This is a genomic window from Paenibacillus sp. LjRoot153 (genome assembly GCF_964253085.1).
GTDB lineage: Bacteria > Bacillota > Bacilli > Paenibacillales > NBRC-103111 > Paenibacillus_E.
On sequence record NZ_CAXUQH020000001.1, the window covers coordinates 6188662 to 6214669 of the forward strand.

24 protein-coding genes are annotated in these 26008 nt (G+C 45.2%); 6 read left to right on the forward strand and 18 right to left on the reverse strand.

The window, feature by feature from the left end:
* Positions 1 to 36: 36 nt before the first annotated feature.
* From ACSQ8P_RS26690 to citZ, 6 genes are all read right to left on the reverse strand, one after another.
* Positions 37 to 840, reverse strand: a complete 804-nt coding sequence (locus ACSQ8P_RS26690; protein WP_436237962.1) for a transporter substrate-binding domain-containing protein — start codon at positions 838 to 840, stop codon at positions 37 to 39.
* A 290-nt stretch (positions 841 to 1130) separates the two neighbouring features.
* Positions 1131 to 2024: a response regulator gene (locus ACSQ8P_RS26695; protein ID WP_436237963.1), complete on the reverse strand. Its 894-nt coding sequence runs from the start codon at positions 2022 to 2024 to the stop codon at positions 1131 to 1133.
* Entirely contained in the window at positions 1999 to 3312 is a 1314-nt protein-coding gene (locus tag ACSQ8P_RS26700; protein WP_436237964.1) for a sensor histidine kinase, read from the reverse strand. The genes ACSQ8P_RS26695 and ACSQ8P_RS26700 overlap by 26 nt, the downstream gene beginning before the upstream one ends.
* Positions 3313 to 3477: 165 nt before the next feature.
* Positions 3478 to 4419 (reverse strand): malate dehydrogenase, encoded by a 942-nt coding sequence (mdh, locus tag ACSQ8P_RS26705; RefSeq protein ID WP_436237965.1) that lies wholly within the window; start codon positions 4417 to 4419, stop codon positions 3478 to 3480.
* Positions 4420 to 4470: 51 nt separating this feature from the next.
* A complete protein-coding gene (gene icd, locus ACSQ8P_RS26710) occupies positions 4471 to 5769 on the reverse strand; it encodes an NADP-dependent isocitrate dehydrogenase (RefSeq protein ID WP_436237966.1) in 1299 nt (432 codons plus the stop codon).
* 157 nt (positions 5770 to 5926) lie between these two features.
* Positions 5927 to 7039 (reverse strand): citrate synthase, encoded by a 1113-nt coding sequence (citZ, locus tag ACSQ8P_RS26715; protein WP_436237967.1) that lies wholly within the window; start codon positions 7037 to 7039, stop codon positions 5927 to 5929.
* A gap of 299 nt (positions 7040 to 7338) precedes the next feature.
* Here citZ and ACSQ8P_RS26720 point away from each other — a divergent pair, with 299 nt between their 5' ends.
* Positions 7339 to 8880: a Ppx/GppA phosphatase family protein gene (locus ACSQ8P_RS26720; RefSeq protein WP_436237968.1), complete on the forward strand. Its 1542-nt coding sequence runs from the start codon at positions 7339 to 7341 to the stop codon at positions 8878 to 8880.
* On the opposite strand, the gene ppk1 is transcribed toward ACSQ8P_RS26720, so the two are convergent.
* Complete coding sequence (gene ppk1 / locus ACSQ8P_RS26725) at positions 8846 to 10984, reverse strand: polyphosphate kinase 1 (RefSeq protein WP_436237969.1); 2139 nt, start codon at positions 10982 to 10984, stop codon at positions 8846 to 8848. The genes ACSQ8P_RS26720 and ppk1 overlap by 35 nt on opposite strands.
* A gap of 185 nt (positions 10985 to 11169) precedes the next feature.
* Here ppk1 and ytvI point away from each other — a divergent pair, with 185 nt between their 5' ends.
* Complete coding sequence (gene ytvI, locus ACSQ8P_RS26730; RefSeq protein ID WP_436237970.1) at positions 11170 to 12306, forward strand: sporulation integral membrane protein YtvI; 1137 nt, start codon at positions 11170 to 11172, stop codon at positions 12304 to 12306.
* A gap of 38 nt (positions 12307 to 12344) precedes the next feature.
* On the opposite strand, the gene ACSQ8P_RS26735 is transcribed toward ytvI, so the two are convergent.
* The 8 genes from ACSQ8P_RS26735 to ACSQ8P_RS26770 form a co-directional block, all read right to left on the reverse strand.
* A complete protein-coding gene (locus ACSQ8P_RS26735; RefSeq protein WP_236286057.1) occupies positions 12345 to 12740 on the reverse strand; it encodes an FxsA family protein in 396 nt (131 codons plus the stop codon).
* Between the two features lie 4 nt (positions 12741 to 12744).
* Positions 12745 to 13188: an acyl-CoA thioesterase gene (locus tag ACSQ8P_RS26740; protein ID WP_436237971.1), complete on the reverse strand. Its 444-nt coding sequence runs from the start codon at positions 13186 to 13188 to the stop codon at positions 12745 to 12747.
* 275 nt (positions 13189 to 13463) lie between these two features.
* The gene (gene pyk / locus ACSQ8P_RS26745; protein WP_436237972.1) at positions 13464 to 15218 is read right to left on the reverse strand and encodes a pyruvate kinase; all 1755 of its coding nucleotides are present in this window, start codon (positions 15216 to 15218) and stop codon (positions 13464 to 13466) included.
* Positions 15211 to 16191: an acetyl-CoA carboxylase carboxyltransferase subunit alpha gene (locus tag ACSQ8P_RS26750; RefSeq protein ID WP_436237973.1), complete on the reverse strand. Its 981-nt coding sequence runs from the start codon at positions 16189 to 16191 to the stop codon at positions 15211 to 15213. The genes pyk and ACSQ8P_RS26750 overlap by 8 nt, the downstream gene beginning before the upstream one ends.
* Complete coding sequence (gene accD / locus ACSQ8P_RS26755; RefSeq protein ID WP_436237974.1) at positions 16181 to 17047, reverse strand: acetyl-CoA carboxylase, carboxyltransferase subunit beta; 867 nt, start codon at positions 17045 to 17047, stop codon at positions 16181 to 16183. The genes ACSQ8P_RS26750 and accD overlap by 11 nt, the downstream gene beginning before the upstream one ends.
* 66 nt (positions 17048 to 17113) lie before the next feature.
* Positions 17114 to 17302, reverse strand: coding sequence for a hypothetical protein (locus ACSQ8P_RS26760; protein ID WP_028554922.1), 189 nt, complete (start codon positions 17300 to 17302; stop codon positions 17114 to 17116).
* A gap of 170 nt (positions 17303 to 17472) precedes the next feature.
* A complete protein-coding gene (locus tag ACSQ8P_RS26765) occupies positions 17473 to 17973 on the reverse strand; it encodes a phosphatidylglycerophosphatase A family protein (protein WP_436237975.1) in 501 nt (166 codons plus the stop codon).
* Between the two features lie 111 nt (positions 17974 to 18084).
* Positions 18085 to 21684 carry a DNA polymerase III subunit alpha gene (locus ACSQ8P_RS26770; RefSeq protein WP_436237976.1) on the reverse strand — a complete coding sequence of 1200 codons (3600 nt, stop codon included), beginning with the start codon at positions 21682 to 21684 and terminating at the stop codon, positions 18085 to 18087.
* Positions 21685 to 21807: 123 nt separating this feature from the next.
* Here ACSQ8P_RS26770 and ACSQ8P_RS26775 point away from each other — a divergent pair, with 123 nt between their 5' ends.
* From ACSQ8P_RS26775 to ACSQ8P_RS26785, 3 genes are all read left to right on the forward strand, one after another.
* Complete coding sequence (locus ACSQ8P_RS26775; RefSeq protein WP_056624073.1) at positions 21808 to 22140, forward strand: YtrH family sporulation protein; 333 nt, start codon at positions 21808 to 21810, stop codon at positions 22138 to 22140.
* Positions 22137 to 22628 carry a hypothetical protein gene (locus ACSQ8P_RS26780; RefSeq protein WP_436237977.1) on the forward strand — a complete coding sequence of 164 codons (492 nt, stop codon included), beginning with the start codon at positions 22137 to 22139 and terminating at the stop codon, positions 22626 to 22628. Before ACSQ8P_RS26775 ends, ACSQ8P_RS26780 begins: the two co-directional genes overlap by 4 nt.
* A gap of 85 nt (positions 22629 to 22713) precedes the next feature.
* Entirely contained in the window at positions 22714 to 23007 is a 294-nt protein-coding gene (locus ACSQ8P_RS26785; RefSeq protein ID WP_436237978.1) for a YtpI family protein, read from the forward strand.
* Here ACSQ8P_RS26785 and ACSQ8P_RS26790 read toward each other — a convergent pair.
* The 3 genes from ACSQ8P_RS26790 to nfsA all read right to left on the reverse strand — a co-directional run bounded on the left by ACSQ8P_RS26790 (position 23004) and on the right by nfsA (position 25625).
* On the reverse strand, positions 23004 to 24332 hold the full coding sequence (locus ACSQ8P_RS26790) for a DRTGG domain-containing protein (protein ID WP_056624077.1): 1329 nt from the start codon (positions 24330 to 24332) through the stop codon (positions 23004 to 23006). The genes ACSQ8P_RS26785 and ACSQ8P_RS26790 overlap by 4 nt on opposite strands.
* Positions 24333 to 24508: 176 nt before the next feature.
* Entirely contained in the window at positions 24509 to 24811 is a 303-nt protein-coding gene (locus tag ACSQ8P_RS26795) for a hypothetical protein (RefSeq protein WP_235549686.1), read from the reverse strand.
* 85 nt (positions 24812 to 24896) lie between these two features.
* A complete protein-coding gene (gene nfsA / locus ACSQ8P_RS26800; RefSeq protein ID WP_436237979.1) occupies positions 24897 to 25625 on the reverse strand; it encodes an oxygen-insensitive NADPH nitroreductase in 729 nt (242 codons plus the stop codon).
* A 107-nt stretch (positions 25626 to 25732) separates the two neighbouring features.
* On the opposite strand from nfsA, the gene ACSQ8P_RS26805 reads away from it, so the two are divergent.
* Positions 25733 to 25969 carry a hypothetical protein gene (locus ACSQ8P_RS26805; RefSeq protein WP_436237980.1) on the forward strand — a complete coding sequence of 79 codons (237 nt, stop codon included), beginning with the start codon at positions 25733 to 25735 and terminating at the stop codon, positions 25967 to 25969.
* Positions 25970 to 26008: the final 39 nt, after the last annotated feature.

The following is a 26008-nucleotide window of genomic DNA, read 5'->3' on the forward strand; positions in this document are numbered from 1 at the left end:
CAACATGGGATAACAAAAGGTTAGCATTTGTGTTATTTATTTTGTGGATTTTCCCATATACGTATTGAGAATTTCATCATATTTTCCGTTATCTTTTAGCTTCTTAAGTCCATCATTGATTTTTTTCAACAATTCCTCATTATCTTTACTGACCGCAATACCGTAAAAATCGCTATTCAAACGATCGCCAACGATTTTCAGCTTGGAATTTGGATCAACAGCAATCTTATAGGAGATCACCGGAAAGTCTTCCACCGTTACATCTGCGTTTTTATTTGCGACTTCCTGATACATCGAGGGGCTATCATCGAAATATTTAACCTGCGCACCATATGTTTTAGCATATTCATCTGCAAGCTTAGCTCCGGAAGTTCCCTTTTTAATGGCAATAACTTTCCCTTTCAAATCTTCCGGGGTTTTGATCGTAGTATTATCTTCTCGAACGATTAGCGAAAGTCCCGCTTGGTAATACGGATCCGAAAGACCAACTACCTGTTTCCGTTCATCCGTAATACTGATACCAGCCAAAGCGCCATCCAATTGTTTTGCCGTGATTGCGGGTATAATTCCTTTAAAATTCATAGGTTTTAAATCAACTTCAAATCCCTCTTCTTTGGCGATTGCGTTGATTAAATCAATGTCTATTCCAATGTATTTCCCCTCTTTTTGAAACTCAAAAGGGGGATATGTCGCATCCGTACCGAACGAGTATTTCTTAACTGTCGTTGTTTTTGCTGGCTGAGTAGTCTCCGTAGTCTTATTCGTAGTTGCACCATTTCCACAAGCACTAAGCGATAAAGCGATAACCGTTCCCAGTACGATTGATAAACCTTTTTTCATATAAATACCCCTTTCCCTCGATAAAATGTTTGATCGACTGATGCGATCTCTTTATGATTAAATCCTATCTGATGCTCTACAGTAACTTACAGAATCCTACAAAATTAATTACAACACATGAAAATAAAGTTCACATGATTCACAATCACTTCCAGCTTGTAAATTTTGTATCCGATTACATTCTAAATAGACATCTACTTCATGTGATGATACATCACAGTGATTAAAAAAAAAGAAATTCAAACCTCCAGTCCTTACAAAATCCAGACTTAAGAGGTTGAATTCCCTATTCAACTATTAAATTTTTCAAGTGTCTCCATATAAAAAACTTGCAAAAACTTTTTGATATTTACTTTTCCTTTTTCGGGAACTTGTTCTTCATCCATGACTTTCATTTTCATACGAACATCCTGGAAATCAAAGTAAAGCGGTGCATAATATTCAAACTTAGGATTGCTATAATCGGTTAAACCAATGGAAGCCATATTATTTAAAGCAGCCATGATCGTCCGCCGAATGCGTTGTTCTATCGCCTTACTTTCTTTCTCAACATCTTTCTGACTTTGTTTATAGGTGTGGGCCACAGCCTCATACAATTCTTTTAAAGGGGGGAAACTAGTTACCTGTCTCTGTTCGATCGCATACTCCATTAAAGCCACAATATCTTTACTGCCAATCTCACCGATGATCCCCAAATCCATTAGAATCGTCTTTACAACATCACGAACTTTTCGTTCTTTCCGAACCGTTGATGGTTCTACGATATCCAATCTTGCTAAAGACTGCTTTATCTCAGAAACATAGCGCTCATATTTCCACTGCTCATTGACTTTACTCAATACGTGTTCTACTTCCACACGATTAATCGGCTTATGAATAAAAAACTCGATTCCTTTTTGATAGGCTTCTCCTACCATGTCCTTATTTTCGATTTGAGAAATCATAATAAATTTCCCATGATAACCACTGTTTTTTAATTGTGTGATGGTCTCAATACCATCCTGATCGGGCATCAATAAATCGATCAACACAACATCCGGTTTCGATTTAAGAATCATTCGGGAACCCTCATTTCCACCTTCCGCAGTCCCCATGACCTCGCCAATGCCGGATTCATCAATAATATCTTGCAGCATACTTCTGCAGACAGCATCATCATCAACGATTATTATTGAAAGTGCCAACGACTCCACCCTCTTGAATTAGACTTTTTTTGGGGAGACGAGCAACAAACTGAGTTTCGATTGCTTTCTCTGATGTTCCTACAGCGATACTTCCCCCTAAGGAATGAATAATATCGCGTACATGAGAAAGACCGATGCCGGTTGCCGCTATCCCTTCTTCATTGTATTTCGTTGTATAACCTGGTTCAAATATGATCTCCTTCTTATGATCAGGAATTCCTTTTCCGGAGTCTGTAACGATAAAACATACATCTTCTTCTTTTTCATAAACCCGAATATGGATGGTTCCGCTCTTTTCTATAGCTTCTACCGCATTTGCCACCAAGTTATTCATGATCGTCAGTAAAGGCACATAGTGCGAAGTCTGGAGATCAAATGTCCGTTCTTTTGCAATGCGAATCTTTTTCTTCAGCATTTCACTATAGGTTTGATTTCCCTTTACAACAAAATGCAGGATCTCCGAAAGGCTCATGTTCACGACAACTTCGCTATCGAATAATTTGAATAACCCTGCCAAAATACGTTGGGAATCCTTCTTTACTTCATGAATTTGTTGGGCGATTCCTAACGTACGCAGACTGTAATCTTGGAGATTATCCCCCTTTAATTCCCGATAGAGATCATAGCTATCCCCGGTAATATTCTCTATTGTATCCATCGCTTTTTTCAAATAAAAGGCTTCTCCATATAAACCCGAGTTGATGTTCAGCATCTGCTCCATCCTCTTTTCCTGCTCAACATGAAGAAATCGCATCTGACTTATAACAATGCTGTTGTACAGACCGATTACAAAATAACTTCGTACTAACGCTATGACTATAATAAGGAACCATTCTCCAAAATAAAAGGTATTCGTGCCAAGGAATATCCCACGTAAGATGATCTCCGTCTCGTTAGCAACGAAATCAATTAATGCTATATATCCCCCTAAGATCAAGGGATGGAATTCATTCATTCTTTTTTGAAACTTGCTCATTCCAAAAGCAAATACAATATAGTAACAACCGGCTGCAACATTATTCTGTAAGCTCTCCATAACAGTAAATGAGTGGACATGAGTAATCCAATCTACGGACTGAACGATTATGCTTACAATCCCAGTAAGAATGCCCGTTTTCACATAAGATAGATGCGGCATGAGCAATAAAAAAAACAAAAAGATACTGACACCAAGACCAATGCGAAAAAAATCATTGCTAAAGGGATTTATCTTGAATTGTTCACCAATGGCCGTAGCTATGGCGATAACGATCATTTGTAAACTTTCGTTTTTGACTACATTCTTCATCCTTCGATTTGCACCTACTATGGGCTTTATTTACTAACCATGAACTAAAACTCTAATGCTTAATAGTAACATACCTCTTAGGAACTTCAAAGATTGTAAGCCATTCTGCAAAAAAAGGGCCAGCCTCCTAGTTCAATAGGAAGTTGGCCCTTCATTATAAGTAGATTAACCCGCTACAACTTTAATGACGTTACGTACGGATTCAGCTGTTTTGTCCAAAGCTGATCTCTCAGCTTCTGTCAATTCGATGTCCATAATTTTCTCGATGCCGTTAGCACCCAGAACCGTCAGAACACCCATGAACAGGTTATTATAGCCGTACTCGCCTTCAAGTAGCGCGATTGTAGGAATGATTCGCTTTTTATCTTTTAGGATAGCTTCCGTCATTTGCACAAGGGAAGCCGCTGGTGCGTAGTATGCACTACCGTTACCAAGCAGGTTAACGATTTCGCCGCCGCCAGTACGTGTACGTTGAACGATGGCTTCGATGCGATCAGCTGATATCAGCTTCTCAATAGGCACGCCGCCAGCATATGTGTAACGCACGAGTGGTACCATGTCATCACCGTGTCCGCCGATAACAACCCCCTTCACATCCTCAACGGATACGTTCAACTCTTGCGAGATAAACGTTAGATAACGGGCTGTATCAAGTACACCGGATTGACCGATAACGCGGTTTTTCGGGAAACCAAGCGCCTGGTAAGCGACGTAAGTCATCGCATCAACAGGGTTACTCAAAATGATCACGATAGAATCAGGAGCAACTTCCTTCACGTTCTCACAAACGGATTTCACGATACCCGCATTTGTGTTAACAAGATCGTCGCGGCTCATTCCCGGTTTTCGAGCGATCCCTGCTGTGATGATGACAATGTCAGAGCCAGCTGCATCCGCATAACTGGATGTACCTGTGATTTGAGCGTCATAGCCTTGCACAGGACCTGCCTCAAGCATGTCAAGTGCTTTCCCCTTTGTAGGGTTTTCTAATTGCGGAATATCGAGTAGAACAACGTCCCCAAGTTCTTTTTGAGCTAGCATTAGAGCAGTAGTAGCACCTGTGAAACCCGCGCCAACAACGGTAATTTTATTACGACGAATAGCCATTTAAAATATACCTCCTCATATTCTTTTGTCTAACTCAACTATAGGTACGAATTAAGCCATGTTTTTGATGATTTCGTTCGCGAACTCAGAGCACTTAATTTCTTTCGCGCCTTCCATCAAGCGTGCGAAGTCATAAGTAACTGTTTTGTTGTTGATGGATGTTTCCAAGCCTTTGTAGATCAGCTCAGCAGCTTCCAACCAGCCAAGGTGCTCAAGCAACATTACGCCGGAAAGAATAACAGAACCTGGGTTAACAACATCAAGACCAGCGTATTTAGGAGCTGTACCGTGAGTTGCTTCGAAGATTGCGTGACCAGTCAAGTAGTTGATGTTAGCTCCTGGAGCGATACCGATACCACCAACTTGTGCAGCTAGTGCATCAGATAGGTAGTCACCGTTCAAGTTCAAAGTAGCGATAACGTCGAAATCAGTAGGACGCGTCAATACTTGTTGAAGCGCGATGTCAGCGATCGCATCTTTTACGATGATTTTGCCAGCAGCTTCAGCGTCTTTTTGTGCTTTGTTTGCAGCTTCTGCGCCTTCTGCTTCTTTGATACGATCGTATTGTGCCCATGTAAATGTTTTATCAGCATATTCACGCTCAGCCAACTCATAACCCCAGTTTTTGAACGCGCCTTCTGTGAACTTCATGATGTTACCTTTGTGTACCAATGTTAACGTTTTGCGGCCATGTTTGATTGCGTACTCGATAGCAGCGCGAACCAAACGCTCTGTACCTTCGGAGGATACTGGTTTAACACCGATACCTGAAGTTTCTGGGAAACGGATTTTGTTAACGCCCATTTCATTTTGCAAGAAGGAGATCACTTTTTTAACAGCTTCGGAACCAGCTTCCCACTCGATACCTGCATAGATATCTTCTGTGTTTTCACGGAAAATAACCATGTCAACCAACTCAGGACGTTTAACTGGGGATGGAACACCATTGAAGTAACGAACTGGACGGGAACATACGTAAAGATCTAGCTCTTGACGAAGTGCCACGTTCAGGGAACGGATACCGCCACCGATTGGTGTAGTTAGAGGTCCTTTGATGGACACGATGTATTCACGCATAGCTGTTAATGTATCATTCGGCAACCAGTTGTTGAATTTGTTGAATGCTTTCTCACCAGCAAATACTTCGTACCAAGCGATTTTCTTCTCGCCTTTATATGCTTTCTCAACAGCAGCATCTAGAACACGCACGGAAGCTGCCCAGATGTCAGGACCAGTACCGTCACCCTCGATGAAAGGGATAATTGGGTTATTAGGGACTTGAAGTACACCGTTTTCGATTGTGATTTTTTGTCCTTCTGTTGGTAGCTCGTAAGTTTCGAATTGTGGCATGTGAATAGTTCCTCCTCAAATTTGTATGAAAATGATTTCTTATCTATATGTTGTGCATAGCTAGGCACACAAAAAGTGACGGGAGTCGCAGTACTCCCCCAGATGACCTGGGGATGGGTACTGAACTGCCCGCACCTTGAGCTTAAATAACTTACAATTAGCGTTGGCCAATTGGGATATATTTTTGGTTAACTGGACCTGTGTACTCTGCACGAGGACGGATCAAGCGGTTGTTCTCGTACTGCTCAAGAATATGAGCTGCCCAACCGGAAGTACGGCTGATCGCGAAGATCGGCGTGAACAAGTCACGTGGGATTTCTAGCGTCGTGTATACGGATGCCGAGTAGAAATCTACGTTAGGTTTCAAACCTTTAAGACCTGTTACCAACTCGTCTGCTTTAATGGACATTTCGTACCATTTCAGGTTGCCCGTCAATTTACCAAGCTCATAAGACATTTTTTGCAAGTGCTTTGCACGAGGATCGCCGTTTTTATATACGCGGTGACCAAAGCCCATGATTTTGTCCTTGCGCTCTAATTTATCGTTAATGTAAGGAACAACGTTCTCAACAGTACCGATCTCTTCAAGCATAACCATTACCGCTTCGTTAGCACCACCGTGAAGAGGTCCTTTGAGTGTGCCGATTGCGGAAGTAATACCGGAGTAGATATCTGTCAGTGTTGCAACAGTTACACGCGCAGCGAATGTCGATGCATTCAACTCGTGGTCAGCATGCAGTACTAATGCTTTGTCCAACGCTTCGATTGCAACTTTATCCGGCTCTTTACCCGTTAGTTGGAACAAGAAGTTAGCAGCAACAGAAGAATATCCTGGGGAAGCTACTGGCTCTTTGCCTTCACGAATACGTGCGAAAGCTGCGATAATACTTGGAATTTGTGCTTGCAGCTTGATCGCTTTACGTACATTGGATTCCGAACTCGAATCGTTTGCTTCGTCATCATACAGCGCAAGTGCAGAAACAGCTGTACGAAGAGCAGCCATCGAATTTACATCTTTCGGGAATGTACGAATAAGGTCAATTACCGCATCTGGTACTTTGCTGTATGCGTTCAGGTCGCTTTGCAATTTCTCAAGCTCAGCTTGAGTAGGCAATTTGCCGAACCAAAGTAAGTAAATAACTTCTTCAAAAGTCGCATTTTCTGCGAGGTCATCAATATCAATCCCGCGATACGTAAGCACGCCATCTACAATGGAGCTGATCGACGAGGTTGTGGCTACAATTCCTTCTAAACCTTTGGTTGCAGACATGGGAATCTCTCCTTAGCTACTCTATTAGCATAATATTGCTGTTTTCTTCTTTTAATAATAAAGTATTTTACTCGTTAAGTGAACAAAAGGGGTCATAGAAGTTCATTATCACTATCATAAGTTTTCTTTTTGGCGGAATTTTCACACCATTTTTCGTACACAGGTTCCAAACACACGATACAAGTTTTTGTTAATTTCCCCGAATTATGCAGTGTGCACGGAAAAATTTGTAGACCTAGTGCGAGATTGATACAATGTAACCAATGAATCCGTGAATTGAGTTAAAAAGGAGCGACACTATGAGCAACCTTGCAACTAGGATTGGCATCATCGATATCGGATCCAACTCCATCCGACTTGTCATTTATGAAATAAATGCCCATGGAGCTTATCGCGTCGTGAGTGAGCATAAAGATTCCGCAAGACTTAGCGAACGCATGGGTCCTGATGGCATCTTACATAACAAAGATATTATTTCAATCGTTCCTATCTTAACCCACTATGCCAGGTTATGCCAGTCTCAATTTGTTACAACCGTTCGTGCCGTTGCAACTGCAGCTGTTCGGAACGCTGCCAACACGTCAGAAATCGTACGTATTCTCGAGGAACAAACGGGTCTGACTATTGAGGTTTTGAGCGGCTTTGAGGAAGCCCGTTATGGATATTTAGGCGTCATTAACTCCATGGATTTCCGCAATGGCATGATTATTGATATTGGTGGCGGAAGCACGGAGGTCTCTTTCGTAAAGGATCGGGAGTTAGTACAAAGTGTCTCTTTTCCTTTCGGAGCCGTGAATACCACGCGACAATTTATGAAAGGCGCTAATCTAACTGATCAAGAGATGGCTGATATTCGCAAAATGGTACATGAAGCCTTAGCTTCTCAGCCATGGATTATGAATTCCCCCAATCTTCCTATGGTCGGACTAGGCGGGACGATCCGGACACTCGGGAAAATGAGCCGTAAGCGAAATAAATACCCGCTTCAGTTGGCTCATAATTACGTTATGAAGCCAGGTGAGCTTCAGGAATTCTCGTTGCTTTTATCCACATTGTCTATTGAGAAAAGGAAGAAGATCGACGGCCTCGCCAAAGAACGAGCTGATATAATGGTGCCTGGTCTGCTTATTCTAGAGACGATCTTCGAAGCAGCGAAATCCTCATCTTGTCTCATCAGCGGGTCTGGCTTGCGCGACGGTCTATTCTTTGAAACCAATAATCCGAAACAACCCGTGAAAGCTAATGTATTGGAAGCCAGCATCCAGAATATTTTGACACTTCACTCGAATGCAGCTGTCACGCATGTCCGGCATATTGATACCTTAGCGATGCAAATCTACGATGCGCTAGCGCCATCGACAGATTTAGAAGCACGCGGCAGGCTGTTGCTGCACACTGCAGCTCTTTTGTACCGTATTGGTGTGAGCGTCCATTACTATCAGTACCTTAAGCACACTGAGTATATGATTCAAGAAGCTCATATTGACGGCCTAAGTCATCGGGAGATTGTCCTTGCTTCTCTAATCGCAACATTCAAAACAAAAAATCGGACCCAGCAGCAGGCACTTGTGTACAAGGACCTCTTACTGGAATCCGATGTTACCTTAATCATCAAGCTTGGAGCCGTCCTTAAGATTGCCATGGCCATGGATGCTAGCGAGACACAGCCCATTCAAGCGGTCATCAGTATCCAGCGCAATGACACTTCAATGAATCTCAATCTGCTTTGCGCTCACAATCCTTATTTGGAGCTCAAGGAGCTTAACGCATTCACCAAAGATTTCGAAAAAATCTGGGGACTTAAGCTCACGATTCAAGCCGAAGTTTTTTCCATGAAGTAATTCGCATCGCCTCGAACTGGCTCCGATAGGGGGTCAGTTCATTTTTTATGCGCGTATACATCCCATTGGACATGAGCTCTCTTGCTTTGACATTATCATGAAGTGACACGTTTAGAATTTGAATCATCATTTTCTTCATTTCTCGGTCCAAAACCGGGCACATCAACTCAATTCGTCGAGTTAAATTACGCGTCATCCAATCTGCCGAAGACAGATAGACATCGACATGCCCCCCATTTTCGAAATAGTAAATCCGTGAATGTTCCAGGAATCGGTCTACAATACTCCGAACGGTAATATTCTCACTTAGACCAGGCACACCAGGCCTTAAGCAGCATACACCTCGAATGATGAGTTCGATCTTCACGCCAGCTTGTGACGCCGCGTATAACGCATCCACCATTTCTTGATTCGATAGCGAGTTCATTTTCGCAATAATCTGAGCTGGCCGACCTGCTCTAGCATGCGCTGATTCACGTGCGATGAGCTCGAACAACTTATCTTTCAAGTCTGTTGGCGCGACAGCAAAGGATTGCCAATCATGAGGTGCAGAATATCCCGTAATTTCGTTGAAAAGTGCAGAAGCATCTTCGCCAATAACACTGTTCGACGTGAACAAACCTACATCCGTATAGAGTCGCGCCGTACTATCATTGTAGTTACCTGTTCCGACATGAACATAACGACGAAGCGTATGCTCCTCCTGCCTTACGACAAGCGTGATTTTGGCATGCGTTTTGAGTCCTACTAGCCCGTAAACCACGTGACAGCCCGACTTCTCCAGCATTCTCGCCCAAGCAATATTCCGCTCTTCATCGAACCTAGCCTTCAGCTCGACAACCACCGTTACTTGCTTACCGGATTCAGCCGCTCTTGCCAATGCCTGAATAATCGGTGATTTGCCACTCGCCCTGTAAAGGGTCATCTTGATGGCTAATACGTGCGGATCGTAGGCGGCATGGACAATAAAGTCCGTCACTGCGTCAAATGTCTCATACGGATGATGAACGAGGACATCTTTCATTTTAAGAATATTGAAAAAGTCTGCCGAATCTGCAGTATCTTCAAACTCAACGGGATATTTGGCAACAATGCGCGGATAACGAAGATTATCGAACCCATTCAATGTGTTGGCAAGCTTCATAAAATACGTGATGTCTAAGGGGCCGTCGATCTCAAATATTTGTTCCTCTATCTCAAATTCATCCTGTAATTGTGCTAAAGCGTAAGGATGGATACCTTCTTGGACCTCCAGCCTCACAGGAGAGCCCCAGCGTCTGCGCCTAAGCTCCTTTTCGATCTCTTCCAGTAAATCCTCCGCGCCTTCTTCATTGAGCGTTAAATCCGCATTTCGCGTCACTCGGAAGCCATGCACAGAAATAGGTATGTAACCACTGAATAGGGACTGAATGTGATGCTCGATTAACTCTTCAAGTAGAATAAACTCGGTCTTTTTACTATTGGAACGTGTAGGAACAGGAATACAACGAGATAAATTGCTAGGAATTTGTACAATGGCGAAAAAAGGTTCTTCATCCAAATCCTCACCCTCACGAACAAGCAACACGGCCAGATATAAGGATTGATTATGTACGAGTGGAAATGGGCGGCTCTGATCGACAGCCATCGGCGTGAGCACTGGAAAAATAATATCATGGTAGTACGCGTCCATGGCTTTCTTCTGAGACGTATTCAGGTCTTCATATTCCGTGAAAACGATGCCTTCCTTCACTAAGTGTCGCGTCACTTCTCGATACGTCTTGTACTGCTCTGTCACCATTTTCGCCGTGCGCTTCATAATACGTTTAATGAGTCCTGCCGGTGTGTAGCCGGTGAAATCCTTTTTGGTATAGCCAGCCTTTATCTGATCCTTGAGTCCTGCGACACGAACACTCATGAATTCATCGAGGTTGCTCGATACGATCGACAGAAATTTCACACGCTCTAGCAGTGGTGTACTCGCATCCTGCGCTTCCTCAAGCACACGCCAATTGAACTCGATCCAGCTCAAATCACGATTTAAGTACTTGGTTGAAATCGAAATCTCTCTGACTTCTTTGAGTTCTTTAATATCCTTCAGTTCTGGTTCGCGCGCAATACTCATAAATCCTCCAGTATTTTTCCATTTTAGTGATCTAATATCTCCATTGTACTATGCGTCTGAGGGGGGCGACAATCCAATTCCCCGTATTTCAATATATTAAGATTTTGTAAAGATCATGATATTTCCGTATTTATCCATGTTCATGTTACAATATAAATGACTTGAAACAAGGAGTGATTCCTACCATGGGTATCCTAAATCCGCGACTCGTTCATCAAATTTTCAGAGGCATATGGGTGGCCATAATTCTCTTCCTAGTAGCCATTGCCTTTTACTATATCGTTCCACTCATTTACCCTTTTATTTTCGGTTGGATTATCGCACTTATGCTCAATCCGCTTGTTAATTTCTTTCAATTCAAATTAAAATTACCCAGATGGCTATCTGTCTCGTTATCTATGCTCATATTCTTAGGTGCGATGGTTACGATCATCACATTGCTTGTAGCTAATATTGTCGTGGAACTTGGCTCCCTTGCGGATACGATTCAACTCCAGATCAACCGATGGGTCGAGGAATTTAATGTGTTCATTAATTCGGTCACCTTCCAGCAATGGATTGAACGCGTGAATGAGTTTTTTGAAAATAATCCGAAATATCAGGAGACGGTTAACACCAATCTCTCCTCTACAGCAGGTTCTATCGCGGACGTTAGTAAATTGGTCATCACCTATATTTTTGCCGCACTCAAAGCTTTCCTGACCTCTCTGCCTAATATCGCGACGATCACGATCATTGTCATGTTGGCCACCTTTTTCATCAGTAAGGATTGGTACGGGCTAATCAAACGCTATAAAGGCATCTTCTCGGACATGATTGTTAAAACGACAAAGTTAATCCGAACGGATTTACAGAAAGCCTTGTTCGGCTATTTAAGAGCACAGTTGATTCTGGTTTCACTCACAGCACTCGTCGTGATCATCGGCTTGCTTGTTCTCCGAGTTGATTATGCGATCACCATCGGCCTATTAACTGGCTTAGCGGACTTGATGCCGTATCTGGGAACAGGCGCAGTCATGGTGCCATGGATCCTCTACGTTTTCTTCGCGCAAGGTAATATCGTGCTTGGTATTGGACTCAGTGTCCTGTATGGGGTTATTGTTATCGCGCGGCAAATTATGGAGCCAAAGGTATTAGCCTCCTCAGTCGGCTTAGATCCACTCGCTACACTTATTGCGATGTTCGTAGGGTTAAAGCTATTCGGGCTATTAGGACTTATCATTGGTCCTGTATCCCTGATCCTAATTACCGCCTTCTATCGTGCGAAAATTTTTCATGATATCGCAGCTTACATACACAAAGGCTCGGCACCTCCTGAGTAGGAGGATGACCGAGCCTTTAGTTTATTAACAATAACTGCTTATCTGCGATTGATGATGTGCATGTTGCCTTTGCCAATTTGCTTGCGAATGATGGCCAGCAGAAGTACCTTGAATATCGGTCTTGTGTACGGAAAAACGAGCAGGAAACCTAGAATATCCGTTATGAATCCCGGTGTAATGAGCAAAATGCCTCCAAGGAAAATACAGATCCCATCGAGGATTTGCTGCGCTGGCAGCTGGCCTTGCGACCACTCAAACTTCGCATACTCCATCACCTTGCGTCCCTCTCGCTTCGCAAAGTAAGCACCTAAGAAGCCGCTCGCTATGATTAACAGGAAGGTCATCCAACCTCCGACCAGATGTCCAAGCATGATCAACATTGTAATTTCTACCGCAGGTACGAGAATAAAAATAGCTATAATCCATCGAAACATAGGTTCAGCCTCCGTCTTCAGTATACTTCCCAATGAGCTGCCACAATTCTGGCGCTTCCTTCTCTATACGTACTGGCCTCCAAGAAGGATTCACCCAAACATGACCAGATGTTCCGGTTACTAGTAATTCTTCGGTGAGATCGTCATGTATTCTCCGTATTTCATACGCAAATTGCAGCCGAACGCTGCTCATTTGTGACACTCGTGTATAGATTCCCACAAGATCATCGTATCGCGCTGGTTTTTTGAATTTGAGATCAGCTTCTGTAACGGGAAGCAAGAGTCCCTTTTCCTCTATTTTACGATAGGGATAACCTAGGGATCGTATAAGCTCTGTACGGCCGATTTCAAACCAAGTCAAATAATTGGCATGGTACACGACCCCCATTTGATCCGTCTCCTGATAACGCACACGCAGCTGTTGTTGATGCCACCGTTCCTGAGTCATGCTGAACCTCCCGATATACATGGTGATTTTATTATACCATAGGTGGTGCGTGAGTCTTAAATGCTGCTGTGAGGCGCGTTTGGGTTCCATTATTCCTTTTTCAGTTAGTTTCATTGGATAAATACATTAAATACTCTATTTGAGTCCCATCTTTTAAGCTAAACTGATGCGGCAAGAAAAATACTAAATAATGTTTAGAAAAATTAAAAAGCCAACAACGCAAAAAAGAGTGAAGCGATATCGTACTCTCGCTTCACTCTTCGTTATCACTTCACTTACAGAACGCTCGCTTGACCTGAGTAGATAACGCCTACTTCTGGGTAAATGGAAACTTCTGTACCGTCTTTAATTAATTCAACTGCATTTTCCACGCCTACGATAACTGGAATTCCAAGGCTAAGTGCAACAACTGCCGCGTGAGACGTGATGCCGCCTACTTCGGTAATCAAAGCAGATGCTCTTTGAACAGCTGGCATGTACTCTTTATCTGTTGAAACTGTTACAAGCACAGCTCCGTCTACCATTTTCGCATTAGCTTCTTCAGGTGTGCGTGCCGTTACGACAGTCCCTGTCGCCGTTTGCATGCCGATGCCTGTCCCTTTGGCAATCATCTCACCAACGTGATGAACTTTGATTAGGTTCGTTGTTCCAGAGCGGCCAACTGGCACGCCAGCTGTGATGACAACGATATCGCCAAGGGAAACGATACCTGTTTTGATGGAGCTGTCCACCGCTAGGTTAAATAGCTCATCTGTTGTTTTCGCTTGTGTACCCAACACAGGAATAACACCCCAAACGAGGGATAAACGGCGAATCACTTGCTCACTTGGTGTAACAGCGATAATCGGGGATTTCGGACGGTATTTGGATACCATACGCGCTGTGTAGCCACTTTCCGTTGCTGTCAGAATTGCTTTCGCACCAAGCTCCAATGCGGAGTTCGCTACCGCTTGGGAGATCGCCTCTGTTACGGTTACTTGTTGCGCTTGAGCTTGACGAAGGAAAATTTCTTTATATTCCAAGGCAGCTTCTGCACGCTCAGCAATACGAGCCATTGTTTCAACAGATTCAACTGGGTATTTCCCAGCAGCTGTCTCGCCGGACAACATCACTGCATCCGTTCCGTCGAATACCGCATTCGCTACGTCACTTGCTTCTGCACGTGTAGGACGCGGGTTACGTTGCATAGAATCCAGCATCATTGTAGCCGTAATAACCGGTTTACCTACAATGTTACATTTTTTGATCATTTGCTTTTGAACAACCGGCACGTCCTCAGCAGGAATCTCAACACCAAGATCTCCACGAGCAACCATCAAACCATCGGAAACTTCAAGAATTTCGTCAAGGTTGTCAACGCCTTCTTGGTTTTCGATTTTGGAGATGATTTGGATATGCGAAGCGTTGTGACGCTCCAACAATTCACGGATTTCCATGACGTCACTTGCTTTACGCACGAAAGAAGCTGCGATGAAATCTACACCTTGTTCGATACCGAACACGATATCATTCGCATCTTTTTCTGTGATACCTGGAAGGCTGATTTTCACGCCTGGTACGTTAACGCCTTTTTTACTTTTGATCGTTCCGCCATTGACGATACGGCACTCGATTTCAGTTCCACGAATATCAACAACCGTAAGACCAATCAAACCATCATCGATCAGAATCGTCGATCCGACTTTAACGTCACGCGGCAGATCTGAGTACGTAACTGAGATACGGTCTGTATCCCCTAGAATTTCTTCGGTTGTCAAAATAATATGCTTGTCCTGAACAAGCTCAATTGGCTCTTCTTTTAGCTTGCCTGTACGGATTTCCGGTCCTTTGGTATCAAGCAAAATAGCAGCTATTTTACCTGTCTCGGCGGATGCAGCGCGAAGGTTGCGGATACGTGCGCCGTGCTCTTCAAAATCTCCGTGGGAGAAATTAAGACGAGCTACGTTCATGCCCGCTTCTAGAAGCTTTTTAAGATTTTCTTGTGATTCGCTTGCTGGTCCAATCGTACAGACAATTTTCGTTTTACGCATGGTTACTGTTACCCTCCTGAGTGAATGTGAACCGACCGATATCTCTAAATTTACGGTAACGGTCCTCGAGCAGCTCCTGTTCGTTCAAACTTAGCAGTTGCTGAAGCTGTTCCCAGATCGCTGATTTAATATGTTCGGCTTGTGTTGCTAAATCCCGGTGAGCGCCGCCCTTCGGCTCCGGTATGATCCCATCGATGACGCCTAGCTCAAGGATGTGATCAGCCGTAATTTTCATAGCTTCTGCCGCGTGTAATGCTTTAGAAGCATCTTTATAAAGAATCGAAGCCGCGCCTTCGGGACTAATAACCGAATAAATCGCGTTCTCCAACATTAACACCTTATTGCCTAAACCTAATGCAAGAGCGCCGCCACTGCCGCCCTCTCCGATAACGATACAGATGATCGGCACACGAAAAGAGGCCATTTCCAGTAGATTTCTGGCAATCGCTTCTCCTTGACCGCGTTCTTCCGCAGCATTCCCAGGGAATGCCCCTTTTGTATCAATAAATGTCACAATGGGACGCTTAAATTTGTTAGCTTGACGCATCAAGCGCAGCGCTTTACGGAACCCTTCTGGGTGCGGACATCCGAAATTACGTGCGATATTGTCCTTCGTATCTTTCCCTTTTTGGTGACCAACTACCGTCACGGGTACCCCGTTTAACTTCGCTAGTCCACCAACGATGGCTAGATCATCACCATATAAGCGATCACCATGAAACTCGATGAAATCCGTAAAAATCGTGTTAATATAATCGATCGTCGTCGGTCTTTGCGGATGGCGTGCTAATTGCATTTTCTCCGCAGACGTCATCGTTGTATACAATTCGTCTTCTAGTTGAGCATATCTTTCTTCCAAACGGCGAATTTCTTCTGAAAAGTCGATTTGCTTCTCTGCCCCAAATTTACGCAGCTCGGCAATTTTGCTTTTTAGTTCCGCCAGTGGCTGTTCAAACGGCATTTCACCCGCCATATGTCGCCTCCTCCTTCGTTCCGTGCATGTCGAGCAGCTTAATTAACGTCGGTCTCATATCCTTGCGGCAGACGACCTTGTCGAGCTGACCATGCTCGAGATTGAATTCAGATGTTTGGAAATTATCAGGCAGCTTCTGTTTAATCGTTTGCTCGATAACACGGCGGCCCGTAAATCCAAATGATGCAGCCGGCTCTGCAATAATAATATCACCAAGCATCGCAAAGCTCGCCGAAACCCCGCCGAAAGTCGGATCGGTAATTATCGATATGAATAATCCGCCATCTTCGCTAAGCTTGGACAATGCTGCACTAGTTTTGGCCATTTGCATTAGGCTAAGAATACTTTCTTGCATACGTGCGCCACCAGATGTGGAATAAATGAGAATCGGAAGCTTTTTCTCAATCGCAATTTCGACGGCTCTCGTCATTTTCTCACCAACAACGGAACCTAGCGAGCCTCCCATAAAATCAAAGCTCATCGCAGCAACGATAACCGGATATCCGCCAATTGTTCCTTGACCCGTCATAATCGCATCTTGAAGCTTCGTTGCGTTCTTGGCTTTGTCCAATTTCTCGACATAATCAGGAAACTGCAATGGATCTTCGGAGATCATATCCGCATCAAATTCTACAAATTGACCTTCATCGAGCGTAAGTTGGATTCGTTCGGATGCGCTTAAACGATAATGATAACCGCAAGACGTACACACTTTTAGATTCTTCTCAAGCTCTTTGCTTGTTTGAATCGTGCCACACTTCGGACATTTATTCATTAAACCCTCAGGAATCTCCCTTTTCGTTCTCTCGGAAGGAATCGTTGCATATTTTCGCTTTTGAAATAAATCCTTTAGCACATTTCCACCTCTACTTGGCTATGATCTATATTTCCTGACAAGCCACGTTTCTTAGTTCTACTTTAACTATCTATGTAAAATAGAATTGAGCACTTCTTGTACTTCTTCCAGCTCCCCTTCGGGAACAACAATTTCAAACTGATTTTTGGATAAAGAGATGCCTCGTACCTGAACCAGAAAACCTTCTTCCGTCAGTCTCTGTTTAATCCGCTCTGCAATTTTCGCAGTAGGAGCTATATAGATCACCGTCCACATTAATAAACCTCCTATGACGTGCAACTACAACCACTAAAGCAACTAAGCAATGACGATAATAACATCCTTTATACGCATAGGAACACACAATGCAATAATGATAGCATAATTCCACTTTTGCCCGCAACAGAGCACATCGATATAAAAAGTAAAGCCTGAACTATTTAGGCTTAGTCCAGACGGTGTTTAGAGCTATAATCAGGCGCATGCTCATTTTGGTGAGCGATTCTGGCTGAGGCTGCTGCCGCTAATCCGCAAACTAAATCATCTAGAAACACATGAACAGCGCTGCGATCATCGTTCAGAGCGCGAATGATTCCTATTTTTTCCTTATCCAAGTAGCCGAAGCTGGTTAAACCAATCATCCCATACACATGAACAATCCCAAGAGCTAACGTCTCGTCTACCCCATAGAGAGGTTCATCCACCTCAAGAATCGATTGCAGCGGCTCTGGCAGCATTTTCTTCTCGGCTAATTCATCCAATGCAATCCCTGTATAGAGGGTATATTGCACTTCGCGCTTGGAAAGTACTGCCATCACACTGTCTACACATTCTTCAATCGTGAGTTGATCATTATACGGCTTCTGCAGCTTGTATACGATTTCTGATACTTGATCCACGGACACGCCGCGTTTCTGGAGTAGCTGGATCATGTGTTGTTCGGTCATAAATCCTCCTCCTAGCAATGGGATGCTTATATAAAAAGAAAAGCCGGGTTCCTATTCATATGCGGAGGAAGTCATATTTACCACTAGCGAACAACCACGATTGAGATTTCTTCATTTCACTCGGACAGAATCTTTGCCCATAATCGTCTCAATCATGCGCGTCAGATCCTTGGTCGGATCGACCCGGTACTGGTCGCTCAAGGCCAGGAGCTTGTTGCTGCTTTCATAGAAAAGCGCAACCGCAAGCTGGCCCTTATGCAGCTTCAGCAGCGCTTTCAGCTGCAAGAGCTTATCCGGCTGCTCGCAGTCAGCCGTGATCTTGACGAACACACGCTGCGGCTTCGCCTCCGCAGCGACGGGCTGTGGGCGGCCCGCTGCCGGGGCTGCCTGCGGTGCTGGAGCGGCGCTGCGCGCGCCGCTCTGTGGGGCAGCCGAGCGCGGTGCACGATCCCTGACGTCGTCAGGGGATCGTCTGCCCGCAGGCTGCCGGCGAAGCCGCTGGACGGCCTCCGGGTCGTCCAGCGCGGCAAGCTGCTCCGCGAGCAGCTTGGGCGGGTCCTCGTCCTGAAGCTGCAGCTTCGCACGGACGAGGACGAGTCTGCCCTTCTGCACGAGCGGAGCCGACTTCTTCCAGGTCTCGGGGAACAAGACCACCTCGACCTTATCAATGCGATCCTCAAGCTCCATGAACGCCATCGGGTCACCTTTTTTGGTGACAATCGTCTTGTTCGAGAGGATCATCCCGGCAACCAGAACATCGCTATGATCTGGTTGCTCTGTTAACTGATGCAGCATCACGGCATCCAACTCTGCCAGCTGTTCTGCATAGGCATCCAGCGGATGACCAGAGATGTACATGCCGAGCAGCTCTTTCTCAAGCTCGAGCTGCTTGGATTGCGGCATCGGAGGAATATTCGGCACCTCCACCTCCCAATTCGGTTCTTCGACGAATCCGAACAGGTGAAGCTGCAGATCGTCCCGTTCCTTGCGCCATTTGGTAGCGGAAGCGATGGTTTCATCTAGGATAGCTAGATGCTGGGCACGATGACCGCCGAGCGAATCGAAAGCTCCGCCTTGAATAAGCGATTCAACCACCCGTTTATTACATACACGAAGGTCAACCCTGCGACAGAAATCAAGCAAACTCTCAAACGGAGCTTTCTTTCTCTCGCTAAGAATGGCATCTATGGCTTGTGTTCCTACATTTTTGATAGCAGCTAGTCCAAAACGGATCGCTCCAGCACGCGAATCCGGCGTAAACACGGTTCCGCTGCCATTCACATCTGGTGGCAGGACAGCTAACTTCACGCGTCTACATTCGTCCACATACTCAGCAACCTTGCGATGATTCCCCATAACCGCGGTTAGCATCGAAGCCATGAAATAGATCGGATAATGCGCTTTAAGATAAGCCGTTTGGAAAGCAAGAACCCCATAAGCCGTCGCATGCGCCCGCGGGAAGCCGTAATCGGCAAAACGCACGATCATATCATACACATGGTTCGCCTCATCCGCGTTAAAACCTTGACGTAAACTTCCCGAAACGAAATGCGTCCGTTCTTCATCGAGTACTTCCCGCTTCTTTTTGGAAACGGCTCTACGCAATAGATCCGCTTCACCTAAGCTAAAGCCTGCCATGGAGGAGGCAATTTGCATGATTTGCTCTTGGTATACGATGATGCCGTAAGTGTCCCGTAGAATGGGCTCAAGCGTTGGATGCGGATAAACAACTTCCACTTGTCCGTGCTTACCGGCAATATATTTGGGAATAAACTCCATCGGACCTGGACGATACAAGGCTAAGACGGAAATAATATCTTCGAATTCTGATGGCTTCAAGTCCTTGAGGACCTTGCGACAGCCTGTTGACTCCAATTGGAATACGCCTGTTGTTTCCCCTCTGCTGAGCATCTCATAGGTGATATCATCTGAATCCATATTAAGGAGATCGAAGTTAATGTGAACCTCTTCCATTTGGGAAAGCCAATCGACAGTTCGTTCAATAATGGAAAGAGTCCGTAAACCCAGAAAATCCATCTTGAGGAGTCCGATCGCCTCTAAATGCTCCATCGTATATTGAGTGAGCGCCGTCTGTGTCGTTCCTTCTTGTAAAGGCACGTAATGTGTCAGCGGCTCTCGCGAAATGACAACACCAGCTGCATGCGTTGAAGCATGGCGCGGCATCCCCTCAACTCGCATAGCCATCTCTAATAGTTCTGCGGTCTTCGGTTGTCTGGCTACCATCCCTTTCAAATCTGTGCTAACCTGAAGTGCTTCCTTCAAAGTCATCCCAAGTTGATTCGGAATTGCTTTAGCTGCACGATCCACATCTCCATAGGGCACATTGAGGACACGCCCTACATCCCGAACTGCGGCTTTGGCCGCCATCGTTCCGAAGGTAATAATTTGGGCAACGTGTTCATGACCATATTTGGCAACGACATAATCAATAACTTCATCCCGACGTTCGTCGCTAAAATCGATATCAATATCAGGCATCGTTATCCGTTCCGGATTCAAAAACCGCTCGAATAGCAGCTTATATTGCAGCGGATCGACATTCGTAATGCGCAGCACATACGCTACTAAGCTTCCCGCAGAGGATCCCCGCCCTGGCCCTGTCATGATCCGTTTCTCATGCGCGAATCGAATAAAGTCCCACACGATTAAAAAGTAATCCGAGAAGCCCATGTTCGCTATGACACCAAGCTCGTAAGAGAGTCGTTCTTCGGCTTGTTTTCTCAAAGGATGGCTCGCATCGTGCCACTCAGGCTTGCTGCCATAACGCTGTTCTAGCCCTAATCTGCACAGCTCCTGCAAATAAGCCCCTGCTGTTAAATGCTCAGGGATCGGACTAAAACTTGGCAAAATCGACTTACCGAACGTCAGTTCTAATTCACAGCGCGAGGCAACCACAGCAGTATTCGCAAGCGCTTCAGGCACATGGACGAATAAACGCCGCATCTCCTCATCGCTTTTCAAATACATCTGACTCGTTCCCATCTTGAGCCGATCTGTATCCTCTACCGTTTTGCCAGTGCCTATACAAATAAGAATATCTTGCATCACATGATCTGGCTCAGTTACATAATGCACATCATTCGTTGCGATTAAAGGAATGCCGGTTTCTTTGCTCAATTCAATCATGGAAACCATCACTTTTTTCTGCTCAATCATGCCATGATCTTGAATCTCCAGAAAGAAATCGTCGCCGAATATGTCGCGATAACGCTCTGCCGCTTTGCGAGCCTCATCATATCGGTTATGCAGCAAATGCTGGGAAACCTCACTCCCTAAGCAGGAACTGAGGCAAATTAGCCCTTCCGAGTGCTGGGACAAATGTTCTAAATCAATACGCGGTTTATAGTGAAAGCCCTGTAGATGTGCAATCGACGTGAGCTTCATTAGGTTTTGATAGCCTTTGAAATTTTTGGCAAGCAAAATAAGGTGATAAATCGGCTGTTCCTGCCGTGTCCCTTTTTCACGAATGGAACTCGAAGTGAAGTAAACCTCACAGCCAATAATTGGTTTGATGCCCCGCTGTTTGCAAGCTTTGTAGAATGCGATCGCCCCGTACATGACGCCATGATCTGTCAACGCCAGAGAGGTCATGCCCAGATTAGCCGCTTGTGAAACAAGCTCCTCCATCCGTGCCGCACCGTCTAATAAGCTATATTCACTATGCACATGCAGATGTACAAACGAACTCATCCGCTGGTTCCCCCCTTCTTTTTGATTTATTTCCATGCATTTTATCATATTGGAGCTAGCCAGTCCCATACAGTAGTAGAGAGAGATTGTCCTCCAACTCAGTAGAAAGGAAGCGATTGGCACATGGCTGGCTTTTGGGCAAGTATTATCATGTATTTCTGTATTGCGTTTGGGGTTGTATTCGGAGGCAGTATGCTGAGCGGCATCGCAGCCGTATTAACATTGCAATCTCCAACGGAGAAAATGCTGACCATTTCGGAAAATATCAAGATTTGGGCGATGGTTGCTGCGGTTGGCGGTACCATTGATCCAATCCGTTATATTGAAAGTCATGTGGCCATCGGCCATCTCAATCCGGCAATCAAGCAGATTGTCTATATCGTCGTTGCTTTTACAGGGGCACAATTCGGAACTGCGCTTATTCAAATGATCTGCAAAGGTGGGCATCAGCCTTGAGAATCCCTCCTTTTGCAAGATACCAACGACTGCTGGCGAGCTTTGGACTGCTGTTGTCGGGAGCGATCATTGGGAGTGCCGTGTACATGAGTATTCATCAACACACATACAACGAGTTATATGTGCAATTGCATAAAGTTTTGCAGGAAAATAGTGATCTCGAAGATGATATCGCTAGCTTGAAAAAAACCAAAAATAATCAAACCTTAGTCAATGTTATTAATGTTCATTTGCTGCCCAAAAATCAAGATGATCTGATCAGCGAGGATATTCAAAAGGAAATCGAAGGTGATGTGAAAGCTGAACTCAAGCTCGTCATTGGCCAAAAGGCAACCTTCGTAAGGGATTCTCAGCCCCTCTACGAGCGTCTTATTACACAAAGAACGTATTTTCTGCATGATAAAAAATATGTCGTCGAGGTCAAATCCATCGTTCTCATTCAAACCGAATTAACCCTTTGGATTACAGCGCAAGAGAAAAAAACATAACGTGAAATGGTCGCTCATCTTGCAATCCCCCCTTAAAATCGCTAAAGTTAATTGTAAATTCAACGAAAAGGGACGGATTATTATTATGCACGCCATACAATTGACGCTCTTTATTCTTATTTGCCTCTTCCTTGGGCTTACCTTGTTCTATAGCATTCGCTCACGTCGCGAGCCAGATGCCGCCAAACGAGGCTTGTATACAGCACGCATGAACATTTGCATGGGCTTGATGCTCGTACTCATTGCAATTACGCAGATCTTCTTCTTCAGCGAATCCAGTTTCCGCCGCATCTTCGGTACCGTACTTGTATTGATCGGAGTGTTCAATGTATTCGTTGGTATCCGCAATCACGGTCACTTTGATCGCCAGCTCCGCTAGATCACTTGAGCGGTTAGCATCGCTTTGGAAACCAGAGCTCCTGCATGATAAATTTCTACATCGATCTTGCCAAATTTACGGCTCACCTCAATGATGGTGGGTCGTATTTCTATTTTGGAATCAATCTGAAGCGGCTTCAGAAAATAGGTCGACATATTATCCATGACGAGATCTCCCTTCTTATGCTCCTGCACAATACGGTAAGCCGCCTGCGTCATAAGTGTCGTGAGAACCCCTTCCGAAACCGTCCCCAAATGATTCGTCATCTGCGGGGTAATTACGCCATGAAATTGCAGTTTGCCCTTCTCATCTCTGACCTCTTCCATCCCGGACCAGATCAAATCTTCAAATGTTTCGCCGTTCTGCGGCTGTTTCTGGATAGATTGCATGGCTTTCAAGATATCGCTGCGGTTCAGCACACCGACGATTTTGCGATTGGTATCCACAACTGGCAAAAGCTCAATGCCTTCCCACACCATCATGTGTGCGGCTGATGCGACCGATGTCTGAGGTGAAACAGTTAATGGATTGCGTGTCATTAATTTATCAACAGATTGTTGGATGCTCGCGCCAACCATATCTTTGGAGGTTACAACACCAATAATCCGATTCCATTCGTCGACAACAGGAAAGCGGCTGTAGCCCGTATCCTCGGACATGCGCTGCCAATCCTTCAATGTACTGTTCGCCTTCAAGGCGAAGAGCGCTGCGCCAGAAGCGAGAATATCTTCCACGAGCATGATTTTCTTTTTGATCAAACGATCGTAGATAGCTCGGTTAATCATGGACGCGACGGTAAAGGTGTCATAGCTGCTTGAAATAATCGGCAGTTCCAGCTCATCCGCTAGCACTTTGACCTCTGGGCTCGTGTTAAATCCACCTGTAATGAGAACGCCGGCGCCTTGCTCTAGGGCACACAAGTGGGCTTTATTCCGGTTACCTACAATAAGTAAGCTGCCTGCCTCGATGTAGCGCATCATGGCATCTTGCTCCATAGCGCCGATGACGAACTTATGCAGCGTTTTATGCAGCCCCTTCGCTCCGCCAAGCACCTGACCATCGACCATGTTCACAACCTCGGCAAACGTCAGCTTATCGATGTTCTGACGAAGCTTCTTCTCCACACGAACGGTTCCGATCCTCTCTTTCGTTGAAACAAGTCCTTGATTCTCCGCCTCTTTAATTGCGCGATAGGCAGTGCCTTCGCTGACTTCCATATTTTTGGCGATTTTGCGTACAGAAATCCGACTGCCTAGCTTCAGGTCCTCAATATGCCGCAAAATCTGCTCATGCTTCGTTAATGTATCGACGGAATGTGTATCCAACTGTTACACCTCATTATTAATTCCTGTATTAGTCTGTACTACTAGTATAATCGTTCTAATGGGTAAGAACAATGAGGCATTGGAAGATGGAAAAGCATCCAACCCTATTGGATTGGATGCTTCATATTCATTATACCAAACATATGTTCGAAGTCAAAGTTTAGCTCATTCTTCGCTTACTTGCGGAATTGAAGAAGCTTCCGTCTGCCTTGTACAAGCTGTTCCATTTGCCATTTCTTCATCCGGTTAATTCGGAGTTGTTGCTTACGTTTCTCTTCATCTACACCAAGGATTTGATGCAAATGCGCGGCGATGATGAGCAAAGCCATCACAAGCCAGATGACACTAAAAATCATCGGCAAAGAACCAACCTCACGAAATTGCAATTGTGGAATGGAATAAAATAACATGCCGACTGCCAAACTCATGTACACGACATTTTTGAAACCTTTCAACCGAATCACACGCCTTTCGTTCATAATAACCTCGAACCTAGCTCTACCTACTTCCATTGTATGAGACAAGTAGTCGAAATATGAATGCGTGGGGCGCAGTACGGCCAGTTTATTCCACTTCGTAGCCTTGACTGCTCAGAAAGGCTTTCATATGCTTCCTTGGACGCTGCGCTTTCGCAGCCATTTCCTTGGTCCAGGTCGTATCGACTTTACCGCCGGTACGCACATTCATGTAGTCGCGGATCGTCTCGTCGTACGACTCGACCGCGCTGCTGTTTGGTGTATACCGATTCTCGTGGTATACAGCTTCAAGCGGGAGCCGCGGGCGGTGCAGCGGCTCTTGATCCGGCATGCCGATGCACATGCCAAAGATCGGGTACACGAGCTGGGGCAAGCCCAGCAGCTCGGATACTTCCGCGGGCTTATTGCGCAGCCCGCCGATGTAGCAGACGCCGAGGCCGAGTGACTCGGCGGCGATCGCTGCATTTTGCGCAGCTAATGCAGCCTCGACCGTGGCAATGATGAGATTCTCAGCATTGCCTGTGACCGGCGTGTCCACGTGTTGGTGGACCGCCTCCGCGTAGCGGTGCAGGTCTGCGCACCACACGAGGAAAAGCGGGCACTCGCTGACGTAAGCTTGATTGCCAGCTAGCTCGGCTAGCTGGCCCTTCAGGTCAGCATCTGTTACATGGATGATGCTGTAAGCTTGCATATTACTCGAGGTGGAGGCAGCTTGAGCCGCCTGGATAATCGCTTCGCGTTGCTCGATGCTAATGGGCTCATTTGTAAATTTACGAATGGAGCGATGGCTTTTTAGTAGATCAATGATTGCATTCATGAATGGAGTCCACTCCTCTATCTCTTTTCTCTCAGTATCCTTGAAAATGGAGCGATTTTCAAATCCATCTAAACGGAGGAAGTAGGAAAGGCGGCGAGGATAGGTGCGTGGTTACTGGTGGTGGGAGTGAGAGGGATTGTGGAGCTGGCGGAACTGATGGGGCTGGTGGGATTGGTGGATCTGGTGAGAATAGTGGCGGTTGCCCTCCATTAAGAACTCCAAAAGTACTTATTCATCCAAATGGCCGTACATTTAGCCAAATAAGACAACGAAGCTTATTTGCGGAGTTTATTAATGGCATTCTCAGTAAATTCAAAATCCGAGTAGCTGGCTCCCTCTACTGAACGCTAAAAATAAAAAAGAGACCCAGCGAACCAAGTCTC